This window comes from Nonomuraea sp. NPDC004186 (assembly GCF_053603495.1).
The window spans coordinates 35,732-53,375 of record NZ_JBSGFQ010000052.1 but is presented as its reverse complement, the minus strand read 5'-3'; the positions used below and the strand labels follow the sequence as shown (position 1 = coordinate 53,375).

The window sequence follows — 17,644 nt, the reverse complement described above, 5'->3', positions numbered from 1 at the left end:
CACCTCGCTGTCCGGTAAGACGCGTCTACACAGACAAGACGTCGTAGCCCCCGCGAATGTGACAATCGGGTCAGCGTCGCGCGGGCACGGTCGCGTCGAGCCGGAAGCGGTGATCCCGGGAGGCGGTCGTGAGGCGGCCGCCCCGGGCGGCGAGGCGGGCGGTGAGGTTGGCGACGCCCTGGCCGGGCTCGGCGGGGCGGCCGGTGACGCCGTCGTTGTCCATGCGCAGCCGTACGAGGTCGTCGCCGGTGGTCAGGGCGATCGTCACGTGGCGGGCCTCGCTGTGCCGCAGCACGTTGGTGGCCGCCTCGCGGACCACGACGGCGAGCAGGGCGTCGACGCCGGCGGGCAGGGGTGCGTGATCGGGGTCGATCTCCACGGTCACGCCGGTCGCCTCGAGGACCTCGCGGGCGGAGGCCAGCTCGGCGCGCAGGCTGAGCCCGGGTTCGCCGTCCCCGGGGATGGCGCGCAGGTCGGCCAGCGCGGTGCGGGCCACGGTGACGATGCCGGCCAGCTCGGCCTCGGCGCGGGCGGGGTCGCGGGCGGCCAGCTCGGCCTTGACGGTGATCGCGGACAGGCCGTAGCCGATCAGGTCGTGGACGTCCTGGGCGATCCTGCGCCGCTCCCGGGCCGCGGCCAGCCCGGCGAGCGCCAGCCGCGACTCGCGTACCTGGTAGACCAGCCGCGTCACGGCGGTCAGCCCGTAGAACATCGCCGACAGGCCGACCACCTCCACCAGGGCCGCCGGTATGCCCGCGGCCGAGCCGGACCGGGCCAGCAGCACCGCGGGCACGCTCGCCACCACCGCCGCGTACAGCGCCCACGCCAGGCGCGGCGCGGGGATCACGATCAGCAGGGCGGCGGCGGCCCAGCCGACGAGCTGGTAGTAGGGGCGGTCCGGTTCGAGCAGCGGCAGCCATGCGAGCAGCAGCTGTGCGGGCAGCGTCCAGGCGGCGTGCCTCGGCCGGACGCCGGGAGGCCGCGGCAGCGCGTGGTACGCCTGCAGCGCGACCACCGCGATGACCGCGGCCCAGTACGCCACCCGCAGCCCGGCCGGCACCGGCGCGCGGGCGATGACGATGATCGCGGCGACGGGGACCCACAGGTAGACCACCGTCAGGATGGGCAGCGCGAGCCGCGGGGTCAGGTCGCCGGGCGGCGGGATCGGCGGCGGTTCGGGGCGCTGCCTGACCTGCCGCGCGGCCCGCCGGGTCAGCGGCGGGATCTCCACGGCCCGCCCGGCGGCGGCCAGCCCGATGACGCGGGACAGCGTGGACCCGAGCACCGCGTCCAGGTCGTGGCCGGCCCGCTCGCGCTCCTCGGCCACCGAGCGCGCGGCCAGCTCGGCCCGGGTGGCGTGGAGCTCGTCGCGCAGGTCGCTGAGCCGCGTGAGGGCGAACACGACCAGCCCCTGCGTGGCCGTGTTGCCCACCGCGTTGACCCAGACGTAGGCGTCGGCGCCGAGGTTCACGACGCCCGCGGCGGCCGTCACGCCGCCGAAGAGCACCCACCGCAGCGGCCCGCGGGCGACCAGGAGGACGGAGGCGGCGAAGAACGCCGACGGCCCGCCGAACGGCACCGGCCCCATCCAGGCGAACAGCGCCGCCTGGCCGGCCACCAGCCACCAGCCCCGCAGCCGCCGGGTCCGCGGCAGCGAGCACAGCAGTTGCAGAGCGAGGGAGAGCAGCGCCGGCACGCCCGGCAGTCCTGCGGCCGGGGGGATCACCAGGAGCAGGAGCACGACCAGGATGATGAGCGTGGACACTCGATCCCCACCGCGAGACGACCTTCACCGTTTCGCGGCCAAGCATCCCACAGCGCGGGTTCGGGACCCGGGCGGGGATCAGCCGAACACGCCCCCGACCATGTGGTACGCGTACGCGACGGCCATGAAGCCCGCCGAGACGAGCGCGAAGGCCGTGTAGGAGATCCGCCCGGCCGGTCCCCACCAGCCCTTCCACCAGGCTCCCGCCGAGCAGGCCAGGACCCCGCCGCTGAGCACGAACGCCGTGGACGAGGCGATCAGGGCGGCCGTGAGCAGCGGGGACCCGAGGAAGATGGCGTCGGTCGGCGCGATGACGATCGTGACGGCGAGGCCGTACGCGAAGACCAGGACGAGCACGCCGGTCAGCCAGGCCAGCCACCACGCGGCCCGGTGCCGGGCGGGCCTGCCCCGGAGCCTGCGGACGAGCGCCGCGGCCGGCATCCCGAGCCCGGCGAGCACGAACGCGGCCAGGCCCGCGTAGACCAGCCACACGTGCAGGCCGGCGGCCGAGCGTTCGAACGTGGCCGCCTCCTCCTGATGGCCGCCCGCGAGCAGCCCATGACCGTCGAAGGCGATGCGCTCCTGGCCGCCCCGCTCGGCGAACAGCCCCGGCCCGACGAGCTGCCACGTCTGCACGGGTCTGGCGGGGTCACGGGACAGGCCCGTCGTGGTGATCGTCCCGTCCCCCGCCGCCTCCACGGTCACGTTGCCGAACAGCGCGCCGAACCTCAGCAGGTCGCCGCGGATCCGGGTCGAGGTGTACGTCCCCGCGTACGCCGAGGTGTCCCCGCGCACCGGCCGCGGCTGCTCCGGCTTGCCGGGGAAGTGGCGGTCGACGATCCGGTCGACCAGCTCGGCGGCGGCGGCCGCGGAGTCCTCGCCGTTGTAGACGGCGTACACGCCGGTCCTCTGGTCGGGCAGCAGGGCCAGGACGTGGTGGAAGCCGTTGATGTCGCCGCCCTTGGAGAAGATCCGGCGCCCGTTCCTGGCCGTCTCCTCCAGGCCGTACCCCATGCCGGGGAGCCGGTCGTCCTGCGTGTAGTGGCGGGTCATCATGGTCGTGCCGACGTTCCTGCCCAGGCGGGGGTCGTCGCCCAGCAGCGCGATCATCAGCCGACCCATGTCGGCGGCGGTGGTGACGGGCCCGGTCCCGGAGGCGGGCGACCCGTAGTAGCGCTTGTACGGAACGTCCCCGTTGTATCCCCGGGCCAGGGTGCCGAGCAGGGTGGCGGGCAGCGGCGCCTTGAACGACGTGCCCTCCATGCCCAGCGGCCCGAGGATGCGCGAGCGCACGTACTCGGCGAACGGCCGTCCCGAGGCCACCTCGACCAGGTAGCCCGCGAGGTTGTAGGCGTAGTTGTCGTAGGCGAGGACGGTCCCCGGCGGGCGCACCCGCTCCGGCCGGCCGTTCTTGACGACCTCGGCCAGGGGCTCGGCGGCGCCGGGATCCTCCCAGGACGAGCCGAGCACGCTGTCCGCGAAGCCGGCCGTATGGGTCAGCAGGTGCTCCAGGGTGACCGGCCGCCCGGGGAAGGTGTTCTCGATCTTGAAGGTCTTCAGGTACGTGTTGACGTCGGCGCGCAGGTCGAGCTTGCCCTCCTGGACGAGCTGGAGCGCGGCGATCGCGGTGAAGGTCTTGGCCGTCGAGGCGGTGAAGAACCCCGTGCGGGCCGCGTCCACCGGAACGCGCCCGGCCAGGTCGGCGTAGCCGTACCCGCGGGAGAAGACCTGCCGGCCGCCCGACACCACCGTGACCGCCGCGCCGGGGATCCCGTGCGCGGCGAGCTGGGCGGGCACCACCTGGTCGACCAGAGTTCCGACGTCCTCCAGGTCGGTGGAGGCGGCGGCGGCCCCGCCGGACAGGCCGCACACCAGCAGCCCGGTCATCAGTGCGGTCGCCAGCGCGGTCGCCAGGCCGGGGAACAGGGCTTTCTGCATGCCTCCCAAGATCGCGAACCCGGCCGGTCCCGGACCAGTGCCAGGCACCTCGATCCGGCATGTGAAACGCACGAACCGGACATCGGAAATATCATGGTCCCCGAGCTTCGGGGGGAGTCGAGAGTGATCCGGGTGCTGCTGGCCGAGGACCTGCATCTCATCCGCGGGGCGCTCGCCTCGCTCCTGCGCCTGGAGCCCGACATCGAGGTCGTCGCCGAGGCGGCGGACGGGGACGCGGTGCTGCCCGCGGCGCTGGCGCACCGGCCCGACGTGGCCGTGCTGGACGTGCAGATGCCCGGCATCGACGGCATCGAGGCCGCCGCCGCGCTCCGCCAACGGGTCCCCGGCTGCCGTGTGCTCGTCCTCACCCAGCTGGGCCGCCCGGAGGTGCTGCGCAGGGCGCTGGCGGCCGGCGTCCAGGGGTTCATGCTGAAGGACGCGCCGCCCGCCGACCTCGCCGCGGCCGTGCGCCGCGTCCACGCGGGCGAGACGGTGGTCGACCCCGCCCTCGCCGCGGCCACCATCGCGGCCAGGGCGAACCCGCTGTCACCGCGCGAGGTGGACGTGCTGCGCCGGGCCGCCGACGGCGACGACCTCCCGGAGATCGCCGCCGCGCTCCACCTGACCAGGGGCACGGTACGCAACTACCTGGGGGCGATCGTCACCAAGCTCGACGCCCGCAACCGGCTGGACGCGGTCCGCATCGCCACCGAGGCCGGCTGGCTCTGACCCGCCGTCAGGCGCGCTCGCTCCGGGCCATCCGGTAGAGCCCGTACGCGGCCTCGATCGCGCCGAGCACCATCATGACCACGCCGATCTTCGACGGGGTGAACACCACGATCTCGACGTCGGTCCCGAACAGCCACAGCGCGAGCCCGATGACGAGGACCGCCAGTCCGGTGAGGAACGTCTTGCGGGCAGGAGCCATGGGGACCTCTTTCGATCAGGGCCGTTTCCAGCAACGCTAGCGACGGCCCGGGTCTCCAGGCTTCCTGCCCGCTGAGGAGATCGGTGTACATCCTTCGGGTGACGCCATGGGACCTCGTGATCGTCACGTGGGAACGCCGGTGGCCCCCTTGGGCGGCGCGATGAGGCCGTACATGACCAGGGCGCAGAGCGCGATCGCGATCACCGACCAGAGCGGGAAGGCCACCATGAAGGCGAAGTGGCCGATCATCGCCAGCCCGGCCAGGACGACCCCGGTCCAGCGGGCCCAGGTCTGCCCGGCCAGCACGCCGAGCCCCACCGCGAACATCAGGACGCCGATCGCCAGCCAGATCACGCCCCAGGCGGTGTAGTTCCACACCAGGAGGCGGCCTCCGGGCGTGACGAAGAAGTACGTCTTGAACAGGGCTATGACGCCCTCGATGATGTTGAAGACGCCCAGCACCATCGAGAGGGTGCCGGCGAATCCGAGCCAGCCCGAGTAACCACCACGGTGGAATGCGAACGGTGACGTTGACGTCGCCATGATCGTCTCCTTCCCGGCGAGTTGAAACTCCGGGTCGCCGTCTGCATCCATGCCCGAGATGTCTAAAGACAAAATCCCGCCGGGCAAAGCTATGTCCTCGCATTGGTAAAGTGCGCCGCCATTTAGCCACCGACTTTTCCCAATTTTTCGGGAAAATGGGGATTTGCTTGACCGACTGCACCCGCGCGGAACCGACAAAGTGCGAGGGGTACCTTCACCGAATAATCTGGGAGTGGAAGCTCGGGCACCGGAGGCGCGGTGATCCGAGCACCGGAGCCGTTGGAGCATTCATGACCACAACCGCACCGAACGTTTCGTGTCACCTGCCCGCCGAGCTCAACAGCTTCATCGGCAGGCGGCACGAAATCGCCGAGGTCAAGCGGCTGCTGTCCGATGCCAGGCTGGTGACCCTGATCGGCGTCGGTGGCGTCGGCAAGACCCGCCTCGCCATGCGGGTCGGCTTCGACCTGCGGCGCAGCTACCCCGACGGCGTGTGGCTGGTCGAGCTCGCGGGGCTGGAGAGCCCCGAATTGCTGGTGCAGACGGTGATGGAATGCCTGGAAATCCAGGACCGTTCTGTACGGCCCTCCATAGAGGTGCTCACGGATCATCTGCGTGACAAGAGAATGCTCCTCATCCTGGACAACTGCGAGCACCTGCTGGACGAATGCGCCGCGGTGGCCGAAACGCTCATGCGCGCCGCGCCCGGTCTGCGGATCCTGGCCACGAGCCGGCAGACGCTCGGCGTCGTGGGCGAGCAGATGATGCCTGTTCCGCCGATGCCCATGCCGGATTTCGACGGTTCGCGGTCGTCCACGGATTCGCTGAAACAGTTCGACGCGATCCGGCTGTTCGCCGACCGGTCCCAGTCCGTGCTGCCGGGGTTCGAGGTCACCGACGACAACCAGGACAGCGTGGCGCGGATCGTACGGCGGCTGGACGGCATCCCGCTGGCGATCGAGCTGGCGGCCGTCCGGCTGCGGGCGATCTCCGTGGAGCAGCTGCTGGCCCGGCTGGACGACCGGTTCCGGCTGCTCACGATGGGGGCGCGTACCGCGATGCCCCGCCAGCAGACGCTGCGGGCGCTGATCGACTGGAGCTACGGCCTCTGCACCGAGCAGGAGCGGCTGCTCTGGGCCCGGCTGTCGGTGTTCTCCGGCGGTCTGGACCTGGAGGCGGCCGAGCACGTGTGCGCCGGCGACGGCATCGAGCCGGACGAGGTCGTCGATCTGGTGGTCGGCCTGGTGGGCAAGTCGGTGCTGGCCCGCGAGGGCGACCAGACCACGGTGCGCTACCGGCTGCTGGAGACGATCCGCCAGTACGGCCGTGACCGGCTGCGCGAGTCGGGCGACGAGGCGGCGCTGCGGGCCCGGCACCGCGACTGGTTCGCGGACCTCGCGAGCCGCGGGCAGCGAGAGTGGTTCGGCCCCGACCAGGTGGCCTGGTTCAACCGCCTGCGCGCCGAGCACGGCAACATCCGCAGCGCCCTCGACTACTGCCTCACGACGCCGGGCGAGGCGGTGCGCGGCCTGGCCATCGCCACGGCGCTGCGGTTCTACTGGATCGCGACCGGGTCGCTGCGGGAGCCCCGCGACTGGCTCGACCGCCTGCTCGCGACGGGCGACGCGGCGGCCCCTCCGGCGGGCCCAGCGGCAGGTCCGGCGGCAGGTCCGGCGGCAGGTCCGGCGGCAGGTGACGCGGCGGCGACCGCGCGCGCCAACGCGCTGTGCGTCAACGCGCGGCTGGCGGTGCTGCAGAGCGACTTCGCGCTGGCGGCGGACATGCTCGAGGAGGCCCGCGAGCTGGCGAAGCGGCTCGACGGCGCGGCGATCCCCGCCGAGATCTCCTACGTCTCCGGCCTGGCGACCCTGCTCCAGCGCGACATCACCGTCGCGGCGGCCCTGCTGGAGGAGGCGGTGGCGGGCTACCGCGAGGCGGACGCCCCGATGGGGGTGGTGAACACGCTGCTGTACCTGGCCACCGCCCACTCGCTCCTCGGCCATCCCGACGAGGCCGTCACGCGTTTCAAAGAGGGCCTGGAGGCCTGCGAGGCCCGCGCGGACCACTGGTTCAGGTCGTACACGCTGTGGGTGTACGGGATCGAGGTGTGGCGGGAGGGCGACGTGGCCAGGGCGGTCGAGATGGAGCGCGAGGCCATCCGGCTCAAGCGGCCCTTCGACGACCGGCTGGGCACCGCCCTGTGCATCGAGGCGCTGGCGTGGATGGCCGCCGACGGCACGCCCGAGCGCGCCGCCGTGCTGTTCGGGGCCTCGCAGGAGCGCTGGCGGTCGTTCGGCGCTCCCCCGTTCGGCTACCTGTCCGGCCACCACGACGCCTCCGAGGCGCTGGCGCGCGAGCGCCTCGGCGAGGAGAAGTTCGAGGCCGCCTTCCGCCGGGGCACCGAGCTCACCCCGGCCGACGCGCTCGCGTACGCGATGTGCGAGAGCGTGAAACCGGCCAAGCCCGCGGCGGCGGCCCCGGCCTCGCCGCTCACCCGGAGGGAGATGGAGATCGCCCGGCTCGTCGCCCAGGGCATGACCAACAAGGCCATCGCCTCCTCGCTCGTGATCGCCCAGCGCACGGCCGAGGGACACGTCGAGCACATCCTGACCAAGCTCGGGTTCAACTCGCGCTCCCAGATCGCGGCCTGGGTCGGCGAGCAGGGCCTGCTTCCCGGGGGCACCCCATGAGGTCCGGCGCCGGCGTTCTGACCGACAAGTCCACCTTCGTCGGGCGGGCCCAGGAGCTGTCCACGGTGCGGAAGCTGCTGGGCAGGTCCCGGCTGCTCACCTTGACGGGCGCGGGCGGCGTCGGCAAGACCCGGCTGGCGCTCAGGGCCGCGGAGCTGCTGCGGGACACCTACCAGGACGGGGTCGAGGTGGTCGAGCTGGCCACTTTGGAGACGGGCGATCTGCTGGAGTCGGAGGTCGCCATGGCGCTGGGGTTGCGTGACGTGCGCCGCGACCCCATGGGCGTGCTGGTGGACTACCTGTCCCGCAAGCGGATGCTGCTGGTCCTGGACAACTGCGAGCACCTGAGCGCGGTCTGCGCCCGGTTCGTGGACCGGCTGCTGCGCTCCGCGCCCCGGCTGCAGGTCCTGGCGACCAGCAGGCAGACGCTGCGGGTCTCCGGCGAGCAGGTGCTGACGGTCGCTCCGCTGTCCACTCCCGATCCCGGCCCGGGTTGCGGCCACACGGTCAGGGAGATCGGCCGCCACGACTCCGTCCGGCTGTTCGTGGCGCGCGCGGCGGGCGCCGTGCCCGGCTTCCGGCTGAACGCGCGCAACGTGGCGCCCGTGGCGGAGCTGGTCCGGCGCCTGGAGGGCATCCCGCTGGCGATCGAGCTGGCGGCGGTCCGGCTGCGTTCCATGCCGCTCGAACGCCTGGCGCGGGAGCTGGAGGAGCGCTTCGACGTGCTGGTCGCGAAGACGCCCACCGCCCTGCCCCGCCACCAGACGATGCGCGCGACCATGGAGTGGAGCTTCCGCCTCTGCTCGGCCGGGGAGCGGCGGCTGTGGGCGCGGCTGGGGCTGTTCCCCTCCGGGGCCGACCTGGAGACCGCCGAGGCGGTGTGCTCCGGCGACGGCATCGACCGGCTCGACGTGCTCGACCACCTGACCGGGCTGGTGGACAAGTCGGTCCTGGTCAGGGAGGGCTCCAGATACCGCATGCCGGAGGCCCTGCGCGCGTACGGCTGCGAGCAGCTGCCGCCTCCCGAGGAGCGTCGGCTGCGCCGGCGTTACGCCGAGCACTACCGGGACCTGGTGACGGAGCACCGGATCGACCGGATGGTCCCCGAGCAGCTGGACCGCTACCTGCTCCTGCAGCGGGAGCTGCCCAACATCCGCGTCGCCCTGGAGATGTGCCTGAGCGACCCCACGCTGGCGCCGATGGAGCTGGAGGCCGCGTCGGCGATGTGGTGCTTCTGGCTCCTGACCGGATCGTTCGTGGAGGGCCGCTACTGGCTGGGACGCGGCCTGGAACTGGTGCCGGAGGGCAGCCGGTGCCGTGCGTTGGCGGTCTGGGCCGACAGCCTGCTCTCCCTGCGCCAGGGCCAGGCCGTGACCGCCACGCGGCGGCTGGAGGAATTCATCGCCTTCGCCCGGCGGGAGGGTGACGAGCAGCTCGTGGCGCACGGCATCCGCAGTTCGGGCGTCGCGGCGTTCTACACCGGCGACGCCCGGCGCGGCCTGGCGCTGATCCGCGAGTCCCTCGCCCTCCACGAGGCCATGGGCGACATCGACGGCATCATGTTCAACCTCTACGTCGGGGCCGCGTACGGCTCGACCGAGGATCCCCGCCAGGCGAGCGAGTTCGGCGAGCGGCTCCTGACCCTGTGTGAGAGCCGGCGGGCCCTGGTCTTCCGCGCGTACGCGCAGCTCGCGCTGGGTGTCGCGCACTGGAATCTGGGCGAGCGCGGGCGCGCGGAGGCGTTGCTGACGGCGGCCACCGAGTTCACCGGGAGGATCAACGACCGGTGGTGCCTGACCCAGTGCCTGGAGATGCTGGCCTGGCTCGCGGGCGCGCGGGACGAGCACGACCGGGCCGCCGCGCTGCTGGGGGCGGCGCACGCGATGTGGCAGGCGGTGGGGACCTCGCCCGAGTGGATCAGCTACCACGCGACCTCGCACGAGCGTTGCACGAAGCAGGCCCGCGCGGCGCTGGGCCGGTCGGCGTTCGCGACGGCGTTCCGCCAGGGGTCGCGGTTGGGGCCGCAGCGGGCCGCGGCCTACGCGGTGAGCGGCGCGCTGCGGGAGCGGTCGGGGCGGCGGGGCGTCCGGGGTTCGAAACCGCCCGTCACGACGGCCGTGGGAGGCCGGCGGCGGCCTCGGTCAGGCACGTCTCCAGCCGGGTGACGATGGCCGGCGCCCCGGCCGTGTCGATCCGGCAGCAGTACAGGAAGCGTACGAGGGGCTCCTCGGCGATGGCGCGGGCGACGACGCCGTCCACCGTGTCCGTGAGCGCCAGCGCGGGCAGCACGGCGATGCCGAGCTCGTGGGCGACGAGTTGCAGCACCGTCCTGAAGTCGTCGCCCTCGAAGGCGAGCCGGGGACGGAAGCCCGCGGAGCGGGCCAGCTCCGCGAGGGGGCCGAGCGTGGGGCCGGTGACGGGGGTGCCGATCCACGCCTCGCCGGCCAGGTCGGCCAGGCTCAGCGACGTGCGCCCGGCCAGGGCGTGGCGGGCGGGGAGCGCGACCATGACCGGGTCGCGGCCGATGAGCGAGCGCCGCAGGCCCGGTGGCGGCGGCAGGGGGAACCAGCTGTAGTCGAAGGTGACCGCGAGGTCGAGGTCGCCGCGGAGCAGCCGCTGGTAGGCGTCCTCGGTCTCGTACTGGCTCAGTGTGACCCGCACACCCGGGCAGGCCCGGCGGAACGCGGCCAGGGCCGGCGGGACGAGGCCGGCCGCAGCCGAGACGAAGGCGCCCAGCCGCACCTCGCCCGACTGCCCGGCGTTCAGGGCCTCCAGCTCCGTCCGGGCCCGGGTCATCGCCGCCCGGACCGCCTCTTCGGCCCGCAGGAGGACGGTGCCGGCGGCGGTGGGGCGTACGGGACGTCGGTCCAGGAGCCGCAGCCCCGCCCGCCGTTCGAGGTCGGCGATCTGCTGGGAGACGGCCCCCTGCGTGTAGCCGAGCTCCTCGGCGGCCGCCGCGAACGAGCCCAGCCGGACGACGGCCTCCAGCGTGGCCAGGAGGCGGGGCTCCAGTTGTCCGGGCACGAGCATTAGCCTACCTAATGTCAGGCTTAGCAGACTTTGCTGGTGCTTATGGTCGGGCTGATGGAGCATGGAGGCACGTCGCCTGAAGAAGGGTTTCCACCATGGACCTCGCCGCCCTTGACGCGCTGGTCGACCGGCTGCCCCGCAGGCGGATCGGCTTCTACCCGACGCCCTTCCACCGCCTGGACAATCTGTCGGCCGCCTACGGGGCCGGCTTCTTCCTCAAGCGGGAGGACCTGGCGGGGCCCGGCACCATCAGCGGGAGCAAGACCCGCCTGGCCGAGTTCATCATCGGCCAGGCCCTGGAGGACGGCGTCACGCACCTCATCACGCAGGGCGTCTACCTGACGAACTCCGGCATGCAGTTCGCCGCCGCCTGCCGGGCGGCCGGGCTCACGCCGATCCTCTTCCTCACCCGGGACGAAGGACGCCACGGCGAGCTCGCGGAGTACCGCGGCAACCTGCTGCTGAGCAAGATCATGGACGTGGAGACGCACTACCTGCCCACCCGGGGCGGCGCCTACTGGGACACGGCCGACGAGCAGCAGCGCATCGCCGACGCGATGACCGCCCGCAAGGCCGAGCTGGAGGCTCAGGGGCACAAGGCGCTGATCGTGCCCACCGGCGGCGCGCATCCGTACGGCTTCGTGGCGCACACGCTGACGTTCACGGAGATGATCCAGCAGGCCGGGGCGTCCGGGGTCCGGCTCGACTACCTCTACCACACCGCGGGCACGGGCACGGCGCTGCCGGGCCTGATCGCGGCGAAGCTGGTGACGGGGAGCCCGGTCGTCGTGCGCTCCATCGCGATCTGCGACTACCGGCCCGGGAACTGGATCAACGTCGAGGTGATCGTCGACCGCGTGAAGCACATCCTCAAGCTGCTCGAGGTCCCGGTCCCCGCCGACGAGGTCATCCGCGCCGAGATCGACGTCGACGAACGGTTCATCGGCGAGGACTACGCGGTGCCCTCGCCGGAAGGCGTCGCCGCCATCAAGGAGCTGGCCCGGTCGGACGGCGTGTTCATGGGCCCCGTCTACACGGGCAAGGGCTTCGCGGGGCTGCTCGACCACGTGCGCTCGGGGCGGGTCGAGCCGGGCCGGAACGTGGCGTTCCTGCACACCGGGGACACCGCCAACCTGTTCGAGATCCCGCAGGTCGTCGGCGACGTGGCCGGCGGCCGGTAAGCGGGCGGTCAGGAGCGCGGGGACAGGCGGAAGACGCGCAGCTCGCGGCCGGAGCGCTCGGTGTAGCCGTCGTACAGCGGCCAGAAGCCGGTGAGCGCCTGCCAGGCCTGCTCGCGGTCGGCCCCGGCGAGCAGGGCGGCCGTGACGGGGATGACCCGCCCGCGGAAGGTCACGGTGGCCTGCGGGGTCTTGAGCAGGTTGCCGCTCCAGGCCGGGTGGTGCTCCCTGCCGAAGTTGCTGCCGACCACCAGGAACGTGCCGCCGTCCTCGGGCAGGCAGGCCAGCGGGCTCTGGCGCTCCTGCCCTGACTTGCTGCCGGTCGTGGTGAGCAGCAGGTGGGGGATCATCTGGTCCCCCATGAGCACGCGGCCGCCCGTCACCCGATTGACGAAGCGATCAAGAGGCGGGACGATCTTGGGCGCGACCCGCGCGAAGCCCCTCGTGCCCGCGAGCCACTGGAAGAACGGGCGGAGCGCGGTGCTGACGCGTGCCATGAAACCGCCGCTGGACTGCTGCTGCTCGACCACGGTGCCCTCACGTCCTCGTTGCGCTGCCGACGGGGGCCAAGAATACTGCCCAACCAAGCGATTGGTCTACTCGGGGTCGGCCGGCCGGTCGATCCGGTAGACGTAGTGGGCGCGATCGTGGATCGGGTTGTCGGGCTCGAGCTCGCCCTCGGCCACCCGGCGCATCCCGGCCTTCTCCAGCGCCCGCCACGACGCGCGGTTGGCCGCCGAGACGGGGACCAGCACGCAGGACGAGCCGGGGATCTCCGTCCAGGTCCGCTCGATCACCGAGCGGATCATCTCCGGGCCCAGGCCCCGGCCGACCTGGCCGGGGTCGCCGATCAGGTAGTCGATGCTCACCGCGCCGTCGGGGACGGGGGTGATCGTCGCCAGTTCGGCCAGGTAGTCGGGGTAGTCCGCGTACCGCGACCGCTGGACCAGGCCGAGCGGCCGGCCGTCGAGGAACACGAGCAGGTCCTCCGACGGCTCCTCCCCGCGGGCGGCGGGGCCGAAGTCGCGGGTCACCGCCTCCATCGAGGTCTCGTGGTTCCACCACAGCGCCACGTGCGGCTGCTCCAGCCACGTACGCAGCAGGGGGAAGTCCTCCTGGCCGAGCCGACGCCATGTGATCATCAGGACGCTCCTGGGGTGTGCTGCCGGCGGTAGTAGCGGGCCTGGCGGTCGCGGTGACCGCACGAGGGGTGGCACCAGCGCCGGCGGGGGTGGTTCTGGACGAAGAACAGCGAGCAGCCGGGGCCCTGGCAGCGGCGTACCCGATCCGCCTGGGGGCCGGTCAGCAGCTCGACGCAGCAGGTGGCGATGCTCCCGAGCACGGCGGCCGGGCCGGTGACGGTGTCGGCCCAGCGCGAGGCCGGCGCGCCGCCGCTCCAGTCGAGCCACAGGTACGTCGGCGCCGCCGCCGTGAAGTCGTTGACCCGCCGGACCGGCGCCGCGTCGGGAACGCGCCCCTCGACGGCGGCCGACAGCAGGGCGTGCACGCAGTCGCGCAACATCCGCACCCGGGCCGCGTGCGGACCCATCGGGACCGCGACCCCATGGCGTTCGGAGACCTGGGCGAACCACTCGCCGACCCGCCGGGCGTCCGGCAGGAAGTCGATCCGCGCCTCCCCCGCGCCGTACAGCGTGTTGGCCAGCTCCACCGCGAGAGGTTCCGTCCCGAGGATCGGGAACTCGACTGCCGTCACGATGCTGACGCTAGCAGAGCACGGTAACCGTCAGCATCTGATTATAGGGGTAGCAAGTCCCTGTACGGGGATATAACTTGGCGGCCGTGGAGGAACGCACAGGCAGGACCGGGCGGCGGCCGGGAGCCTCGACCACCAGGGAAGAGATCGTCGCCGCGGCGGCCAGGGCCTTCAGCTCAGGCGGCTACGAGGCCACCAGCATGCGCCAGGTGGCCGCGGACGCCGGCGTGGACCCGGCGCTCGTGCGCCGGTTCTTCGGCGGCAAGGAGCAGCTGTTCAGCGCGGTCGTGACGTCGGTGTTCCAGCCCGAGCAGGCCGTGGCCATGCTGCTGGACGGGCCCCGCGGCAAGCTCGGGGAGCGGCTGGCCGGATACGTCCTCGGCCTGCTCGGCGCGGTGGACCGGCCCGGCCCGGTGCTGGGCCTGATGCGCTCGGCCGCCACGAACGCGCACGCGGCCGCCCTGATCAGGGAGTTCCTCGCCAACGACATGCTCGGCAAGGTCACCAGGAAGCTCGGCGTGGACCAGCCCGAGCTGCGCGCGGCGCTCGCGGCCGGCCAGCTCGTGGGGCTGGCCATCACCCGCTACGCCGTACGGGTGGACGCGCTGGTCTCGTCCTCTCCCGACGAGCTCATCGCCTGGGTGGCGCCGACGCTGCAGCGCTACCTCACCGGCCGGGCCCCCTGATAGGCCCCCTGATAGGCGCTGCGGCTCATCCTGCCGGGCTCGCCGGGATGGCGCCGAGGGCGAGGAGGAGGTAGTGGCGCTGGCGCAGGGTGAGGTCCCCGATGCTGGCGCCGCTGAGGATCCTGCCCCTGCGCAGCACGCGGGTGATCTCGGTGGCGCTGCGCCCGGGCAGGGCCCGCAGCACCGTCTCCACGTCGGCCCCGATGGTGGCCAGGTCGGTGCGCGACAGCAGGGCCTCCAGGCCGAGCCGCCCGGCCGCGACGGCGGTGCGCAGCTCGCCGGCCGTCATCGGTTCGGGTCCGGTCGTCGGCTTGGGCCTCGGGGACGGCGGGTGCGGCTGCGGGGTGGGCGGCGCGCCCAGGCGGGCGGCGGCGACCGGGACGGCCGGGGCGGGGAGCGCGCCGGGGAGCATGGTCTGGGCGGTGACCAGCAGGCCGCCCACGGCCAGCACGCCGGTCGCCACCACGACGACCTGGCGGCGCGGCAGCCGGCCGCTGGCGCGGGCCATCTGCAGCCCGACCATCGCGGTACGCAGCAGCACGCCGGTGAGCACGCCCAGCAGGATCGGCACGCTCTGCGGCGGCAGCGGCGCCACGCTGGCCAGCACGACGCCGGCCGCCGGGCTGAGGCAGGCCAGCGCCAGCCAGGGAGCCAGCGGCTTGCGGGCCAGGTCGAGCATGGCCGTCAGGGCCACCCCTTCACCGGCCGAGTGGATCATGAGCGCGGCCACGACGATGATCGAGGCGGCCAGCACCAGGGTGGCGCCCTCGATCATGCGGTGCAGGCTCAGCGCGACGGCGGTGCCCACTCCCCCGTACACGGCGGCACTGACGGCCTGCTCGACCCGCCGGTGCATGCCGGGGGCGTGCCGGGCACGCCGGCCCACGTCGTGCTGGTGGGCGCACCCGTGGCGGGTGAAGTGCGTGATGACGACGTACCCGAACAGCCCGGCCAGCGCCACCAGCCACACGGGCACATGGGTCGCCACGGCCTCCCGCCAGGCATCGGGCATCACGTCGGTCAGTGCGGTGATGAGCATGAGCGCCGAGGCGACGGCCAGCCAGACGCTGATCCTGTCGGCCTTGCGCTGCGCCAGGTGGGCGCCGGCCAGCGTGGACAGGGCCACCAGGCCCACGGCGGCCCACACCGTCCAGACCGGCATGGCGGCGCCCATGGCCGCGTCGCGCGCCGGCAACGGCAGTACTGACCCCCCGAGCGGCAAGAACATGTGACGGCCTTTCTGGCTGGTGTGCGGTGATCGATCACTGAGCCGCGAGAGGGCCGGTGTGCGTGCCGTGGCCGGGCGTCGCGACGTCCTCCAGGACCGTGCGCAACCGGCCGAGCTGGGTGTGCAGGCTGTCCTGCAGTTGCCTGCCGTGGTCGGCGAGGACGGCGTCGAATTCGTTGAACTGCTCCTCGATGGCCTCCTGATAGGCCAGGCGGGCGGTCCTGGTCAGCGCCTCGGCCGCGGCGGCGGCATCGAGCCGCACCCGTTCGGCGCCGGCGCGGGCCTCGGTCAGCATGTGGCGCGCCTCCTGCCTGGCGGCTTCGACGGTCTCCCGCGCCTCCTCCCGGGCGGCCTCGACGGTCTGCCGAGCCTCGTGCCGGGCGACCTCGACGGTCTCCCGCGCGCTCTCCTCCGCGGCGGCCAGCATGTCGGCCGGGGCGGGGGTGGCGGCGGCGAGACGCTCCCGTAGGTGGGCGTTGTCCTGCCAGAGCAGGCTGATCGTGGTCTCCACGGTGGACAGGAACGCGTCCACCTCGGCCAGGTCGTAGCCGGCCCGCAACCGGACCACGGTGAAGACCTGGTGGTGCACGGCGGTGGGGGTCAGCAGCGTGAGCTGGCCGGGGCCGGCGGCCTGGGCCGGCACGGTGACGAAGCCGTCGCCGACGGCATGGCCGTGCGGGATCGGGAGGCCGTAGACGTGGTCTTCGTGCTCGATGTGCATGACGGAGTTTCACCGAACCTTTCACCGTCAGCGCTGGAGCGGCCGGGCGCGCCCGCACCGGCCCCGGGGCATGGAGGGGTGCCCCGGATCGGGGGGAACCGGTGCGAAACCTTGACCGTCCAACCAGGCATTCTATACGCACAGTAGTTGACACGTTACCGTGTGCTTAAACATGTGGGCAGCCGCTCACGAGTAAAGGCCGCTTCGGATGTGACCAGGGTCACATCGACGGCCTGTCCCCCCGGGCCCGACCCGTCCGTCCTCCTGCCGAGCAACCGGCTACGAGGAAGGTTCAAGGACATGGGCAAGCTGATCGTCATCGAGTTCGTCTCCCTCGACATGGTCATCGAGGACCCGGACGGGGCGGACGGGACGCCGTGGGGAGGCTGGGCCTTCCGGTACGGGCCCGAGTCGGTGGCCGGCGATAAGTTCGCGCTCGGCGAGGTGCTGGACACCGGGGCCATGCTGCTGGGCCGCGCCACCTGGCAGCGCTTCTCCCGCATCTGGCCCGGCAGGGACGACGAGTTCTCCCGGAAGATGAACGCCATCCCCAAGCTCGTCGCCTCGCGCTCGTCGGACGGCGTCGAGGGGTGGAGCAACTCCTCCCTCCTGCGGGGCGACCTGATCGAGGAGGTGGCCGGGCGCAGGCGGGAACGGGATATCGTGGTCGCCGGCAGCGGCAGCGTCGTCGCCGCGCTGCGGGCGCATGACCTGGTCGACGAATATCGGCTGCTGGTGTTCCCGACCGTGCTGGGCCGGGGACACCGCCTGTTCGATCAGGATGACCGGCCCCTCGGCCTGGCTCTGGAGTCCGCCGAACGCATGGGTCAGGCCGTCCGCCTCGTCTACGGCCGCGACGCGGCGGCGTGAAGGAGACCACCGTGAGATACGCACTGCTGATCAACGAGCGGCCCGGAGCGTACGACGGGCTCACCGCCGACGAGCGCGCCGCCATCACCGCCGAGTACGTCGCGCTGATGCAGGACGAGCGCATGATCTCGGGCGAGCGGCTCCAACCGGCCGAGACCGCGACCACCGTCCGGGTCCAGGGCGGCCGGACGCTGATGACCGACGGGCCGTTCGCCGACACCAAGGAGATCTTCGGCGGGTTCTACATCGTCGAGGCGGACGACCTCGACGACGCGCTGGAGCTGGCCGCCCGCGTCCCCGCCGCCCGCCTCGGCGGATCGGTCGAGGTGCGGCCGCTGGTGGAGCGGTAGCCG

General features: G+C 72.8%; 17 protein-coding genes. 7 read left to right on the top strand and 10 right to left on the bottom strand.

The features are described 5' to 3' along the window. Positions 1-70 precede the first annotated feature (70 nt). The gene (locus ACWEPL_RS35230; protein ID WP_452438756.1) at positions 71-1,765 is read right to left on the bottom strand and encodes a sensor histidine kinase; all 1,695 of its coding nucleotides are present in this window, start codon (positions 1,763-1,765) and stop codon (positions 71-73) included. A gap of 78 nt (positions 1,766-1,843) precedes the next feature. Further along, on the bottom strand, positions 1,844-3,703 hold the full coding sequence (locus ACWEPL_RS35225) for a serine hydrolase domain-containing protein (protein ID WP_452438755.1): 1,860 nt from the start codon (positions 3,701-3,703) through the stop codon (positions 1,844-1,846). A gap of 123 nt (positions 3,704-3,826) precedes the next feature. Here ACWEPL_RS35225 and ACWEPL_RS35220 point away from each other — a divergent pair, with 123 nt between their 5' ends. Continuing rightward, positions 3,827-4,432, top strand: a complete 606-nt coding sequence (locus ACWEPL_RS35220) for a response regulator transcription factor (protein ID WP_452438754.1) — start codon at positions 3,827-3,829, stop codon at positions 4,430-4,432. Between the two features lie 7 nt (positions 4,433-4,439). Here ACWEPL_RS35220 and ACWEPL_RS35215 read toward each other — a convergent pair whose 3' ends face one another. Then, entirely contained in the window at positions 4,440-4,631 is a 192-nt protein-coding gene (locus tag ACWEPL_RS35215) for a DUF5708 family protein (RefSeq protein ID WP_363974842.1), read from the bottom strand. Positions 4,632-4,754: 123 nt separating this feature from the next. Further along, a complete protein-coding gene (locus tag ACWEPL_RS35210) occupies positions 4,755-5,174 on the bottom strand; it encodes a DUF7144 family membrane protein (RefSeq protein ID WP_363974845.1) in 420 nt (139 codons plus the stop codon). A 290-nt stretch (positions 5,175-5,464) separates the two neighbouring features. Between ACWEPL_RS35210 and ACWEPL_RS35205 the strand changes: the two genes are divergently transcribed. After that, on the top strand, positions 5,465-7,864 hold the full coding sequence (locus ACWEPL_RS35205; RefSeq protein ID WP_452438753.1) for an ATP-binding protein: 2,400 nt from the start codon (positions 5,465-5,467) through the stop codon (positions 7,862-7,864). Continuing rightward, entirely contained in the window at positions 7,861-10,029 is a 2,169-nt protein-coding gene (locus ACWEPL_RS35200; protein WP_452438752.1) for an ATP-binding protein, read from the top strand. The genes ACWEPL_RS35205 and ACWEPL_RS35200 overlap by 4 nt, the downstream gene beginning before the upstream one ends. On the opposite strand, the gene ACWEPL_RS35195 is transcribed toward ACWEPL_RS35200, so the two are convergent. After that, the gene (locus tag ACWEPL_RS35195; RefSeq protein ID WP_452438751.1) at positions 9,971-10,888 is read right to left on the bottom strand and encodes a LysR family transcriptional regulator; all 918 of its coding nucleotides are present in this window, start codon (positions 10,886-10,888) and stop codon (positions 9,971-9,973) included. The genes ACWEPL_RS35200 and ACWEPL_RS35195 overlap by 59 nt on opposite strands. A gap of 101 nt (positions 10,889-10,989) precedes the next feature. Between ACWEPL_RS35195 and ACWEPL_RS35190 the strand changes: the two genes are divergently transcribed. Next, positions 10,990-12,075 carry a 1-aminocyclopropane-1-carboxylate deaminase/D-cysteine desulfhydrase gene (locus ACWEPL_RS35190; RefSeq protein WP_350727656.1) on the top strand — a complete coding sequence of 362 codons (1,086 nt, stop codon included), beginning with the start codon at positions 10,990-10,992 and terminating at the stop codon, positions 12,073-12,075. A gap of 8 nt (positions 12,076-12,083) precedes the next feature. Here ACWEPL_RS35190 and ACWEPL_RS35185 read toward each other — a convergent pair whose 3' ends face one another. The 3 genes from ACWEPL_RS35185 to ACWEPL_RS35175 all read right to left on the bottom strand — a co-directional run bounded on the left by ACWEPL_RS35185 (position 12,084) and on the right by ACWEPL_RS35175 (position 13,786). Beyond that, entirely contained in the window at positions 12,084-12,602 is a 519-nt protein-coding gene (locus ACWEPL_RS35185; RefSeq protein WP_350727655.1) for a nitroreductase family deazaflavin-dependent oxidoreductase, read from the bottom strand. Positions 12,603-12,668: 66 nt separating this feature from the next. Continuing rightward, entirely contained in the window at positions 12,669-13,214 is a 546-nt protein-coding gene (locus tag ACWEPL_RS35180; protein ID WP_452438750.1) for a GNAT family N-acetyltransferase, read from the bottom strand. Beyond that, on the bottom strand, positions 13,214-13,786 hold the full coding sequence (locus ACWEPL_RS35175; protein WP_452438749.1) for a CGNR zinc finger domain-containing protein: 573 nt from the start codon (positions 13,784-13,786) through the stop codon (positions 13,214-13,216). Before ACWEPL_RS35175 ends, ACWEPL_RS35180 begins: the two co-directional genes overlap by 1 nt. A gap of 86 nt (positions 13,787-13,872) precedes the next feature. Between ACWEPL_RS35175 and ACWEPL_RS35170 the strand changes: the two genes are divergently transcribed. After that, the gene (locus ACWEPL_RS35170; RefSeq protein WP_363974865.1) at positions 13,873-14,472 is read left to right on the top strand and encodes a TetR/AcrR family transcriptional regulator; all 600 of its coding nucleotides are present in this window, start codon (positions 13,873-13,875) and stop codon (positions 14,470-14,472) included. A gap of 25 nt (positions 14,473-14,497) precedes the next feature. On the opposite strand, the gene ACWEPL_RS35165 is transcribed toward ACWEPL_RS35170, so the two are convergent. Both ACWEPL_RS35165 and ACWEPL_RS35160 read right to left on the bottom strand, forming a co-directional pair. Continuing rightward, positions 14,498-15,667 (bottom strand): hypothetical protein, encoded by a 1,170-nt coding sequence (locus tag ACWEPL_RS35165; RefSeq protein WP_452438748.1) that lies wholly within the window; start codon positions 15,665-15,667, stop codon positions 14,498-14,500. A gap of 67 nt (positions 15,668-15,734) precedes the next feature. Then, positions 15,735-16,421 (bottom strand): DivIVA domain-containing protein, encoded by a 687-nt coding sequence (locus ACWEPL_RS35160; RefSeq protein ID WP_350727650.1) that lies wholly within the window; start codon positions 16,419-16,421, stop codon positions 15,735-15,737. Between the two features lie 300 nt (positions 16,422-16,721). Here ACWEPL_RS35160 and ACWEPL_RS35155 point away from each other — a divergent pair, with 300 nt between their 5' ends. Together ACWEPL_RS35155 and ACWEPL_RS35150 are read left to right on the top strand one after the other, a co-directional pair. After that, a complete protein-coding gene (locus ACWEPL_RS35155) occupies positions 16,722-17,291 on the top strand; it encodes a dihydrofolate reductase family protein (protein ID WP_350727649.1) in 570 nt (189 codons plus the stop codon). Between the two features lie 11 nt (positions 17,292-17,302). Continuing rightward, complete coding sequence (locus tag ACWEPL_RS35150) at positions 17,303-17,641, top strand: YciI family protein (RefSeq protein ID WP_350727648.1); 339 nt, start codon at positions 17,303-17,305, stop codon at positions 17,639-17,641. The last annotated feature ends 3 nt before the right edge of the window (positions 17,642-17,644 follow it).

Bases quoted from the DNA above. Each gene is read 5' to 3' on its own strand.
- ACWEPL_RS35225 (WP_452438755.1), bottom strand. From the start codon at position 3,703: ATGCAGAAAGCCCTGTTCCCCGGCCTGGCGACCGCGCTGGCGACCGCA.
- ACWEPL_RS35215 (WP_363974842.1), bottom strand. From the start codon at position 4,631: ATGGCTCCTGCCCGCAAGACGTTCCTCACCGGACTGGCGGTCCTCGTC.
- ACWEPL_RS35210 (WP_363974845.1), bottom strand. From the start codon at position 5,174: ATGGCGACGTCAACGTCACCGTTCGCATTCCACCGTGGTGGTTACTCG.
- ACWEPL_RS35205 (WP_452438753.1), top strand. From the start codon at position 5,465: ATGACCACAACCGCACCGAACGTTTCGTGTCACCTGCCCGCCGAGCTC.
- ACWEPL_RS35200 (WP_452438752.1), top strand. From the start codon at position 7,861: ATGAGGTCCGGCGCCGGCGTTCTGACCGACAAGTCCACCTTCGTCGGG.
- ACWEPL_RS35190 (WP_350727656.1), top strand. From the start codon at position 10,990: ATGGACCTCGCCGCCCTTGACGCGCTGGTCGACCGGCTGCCCCGCAGG.
- ACWEPL_RS35180 (WP_452438750.1), bottom strand. From the start codon at position 13,214: ATGATCACATGGCGTCGGCTCGGCCAGGAGGACTTCCCCCTGCTGCGT.
- ACWEPL_RS35160 (WP_350727650.1), bottom strand. From the start codon at position 16,421: ATGCACATCGAGCACGAAGACCACGTCTACGGCCTCCCGATCCCGCAC.
- ACWEPL_RS35155 (WP_350727649.1), top strand. From the start codon at position 16,722: ATGGGCAAGCTGATCGTCATCGAGTTCGTCTCCCTCGACATGGTCATC.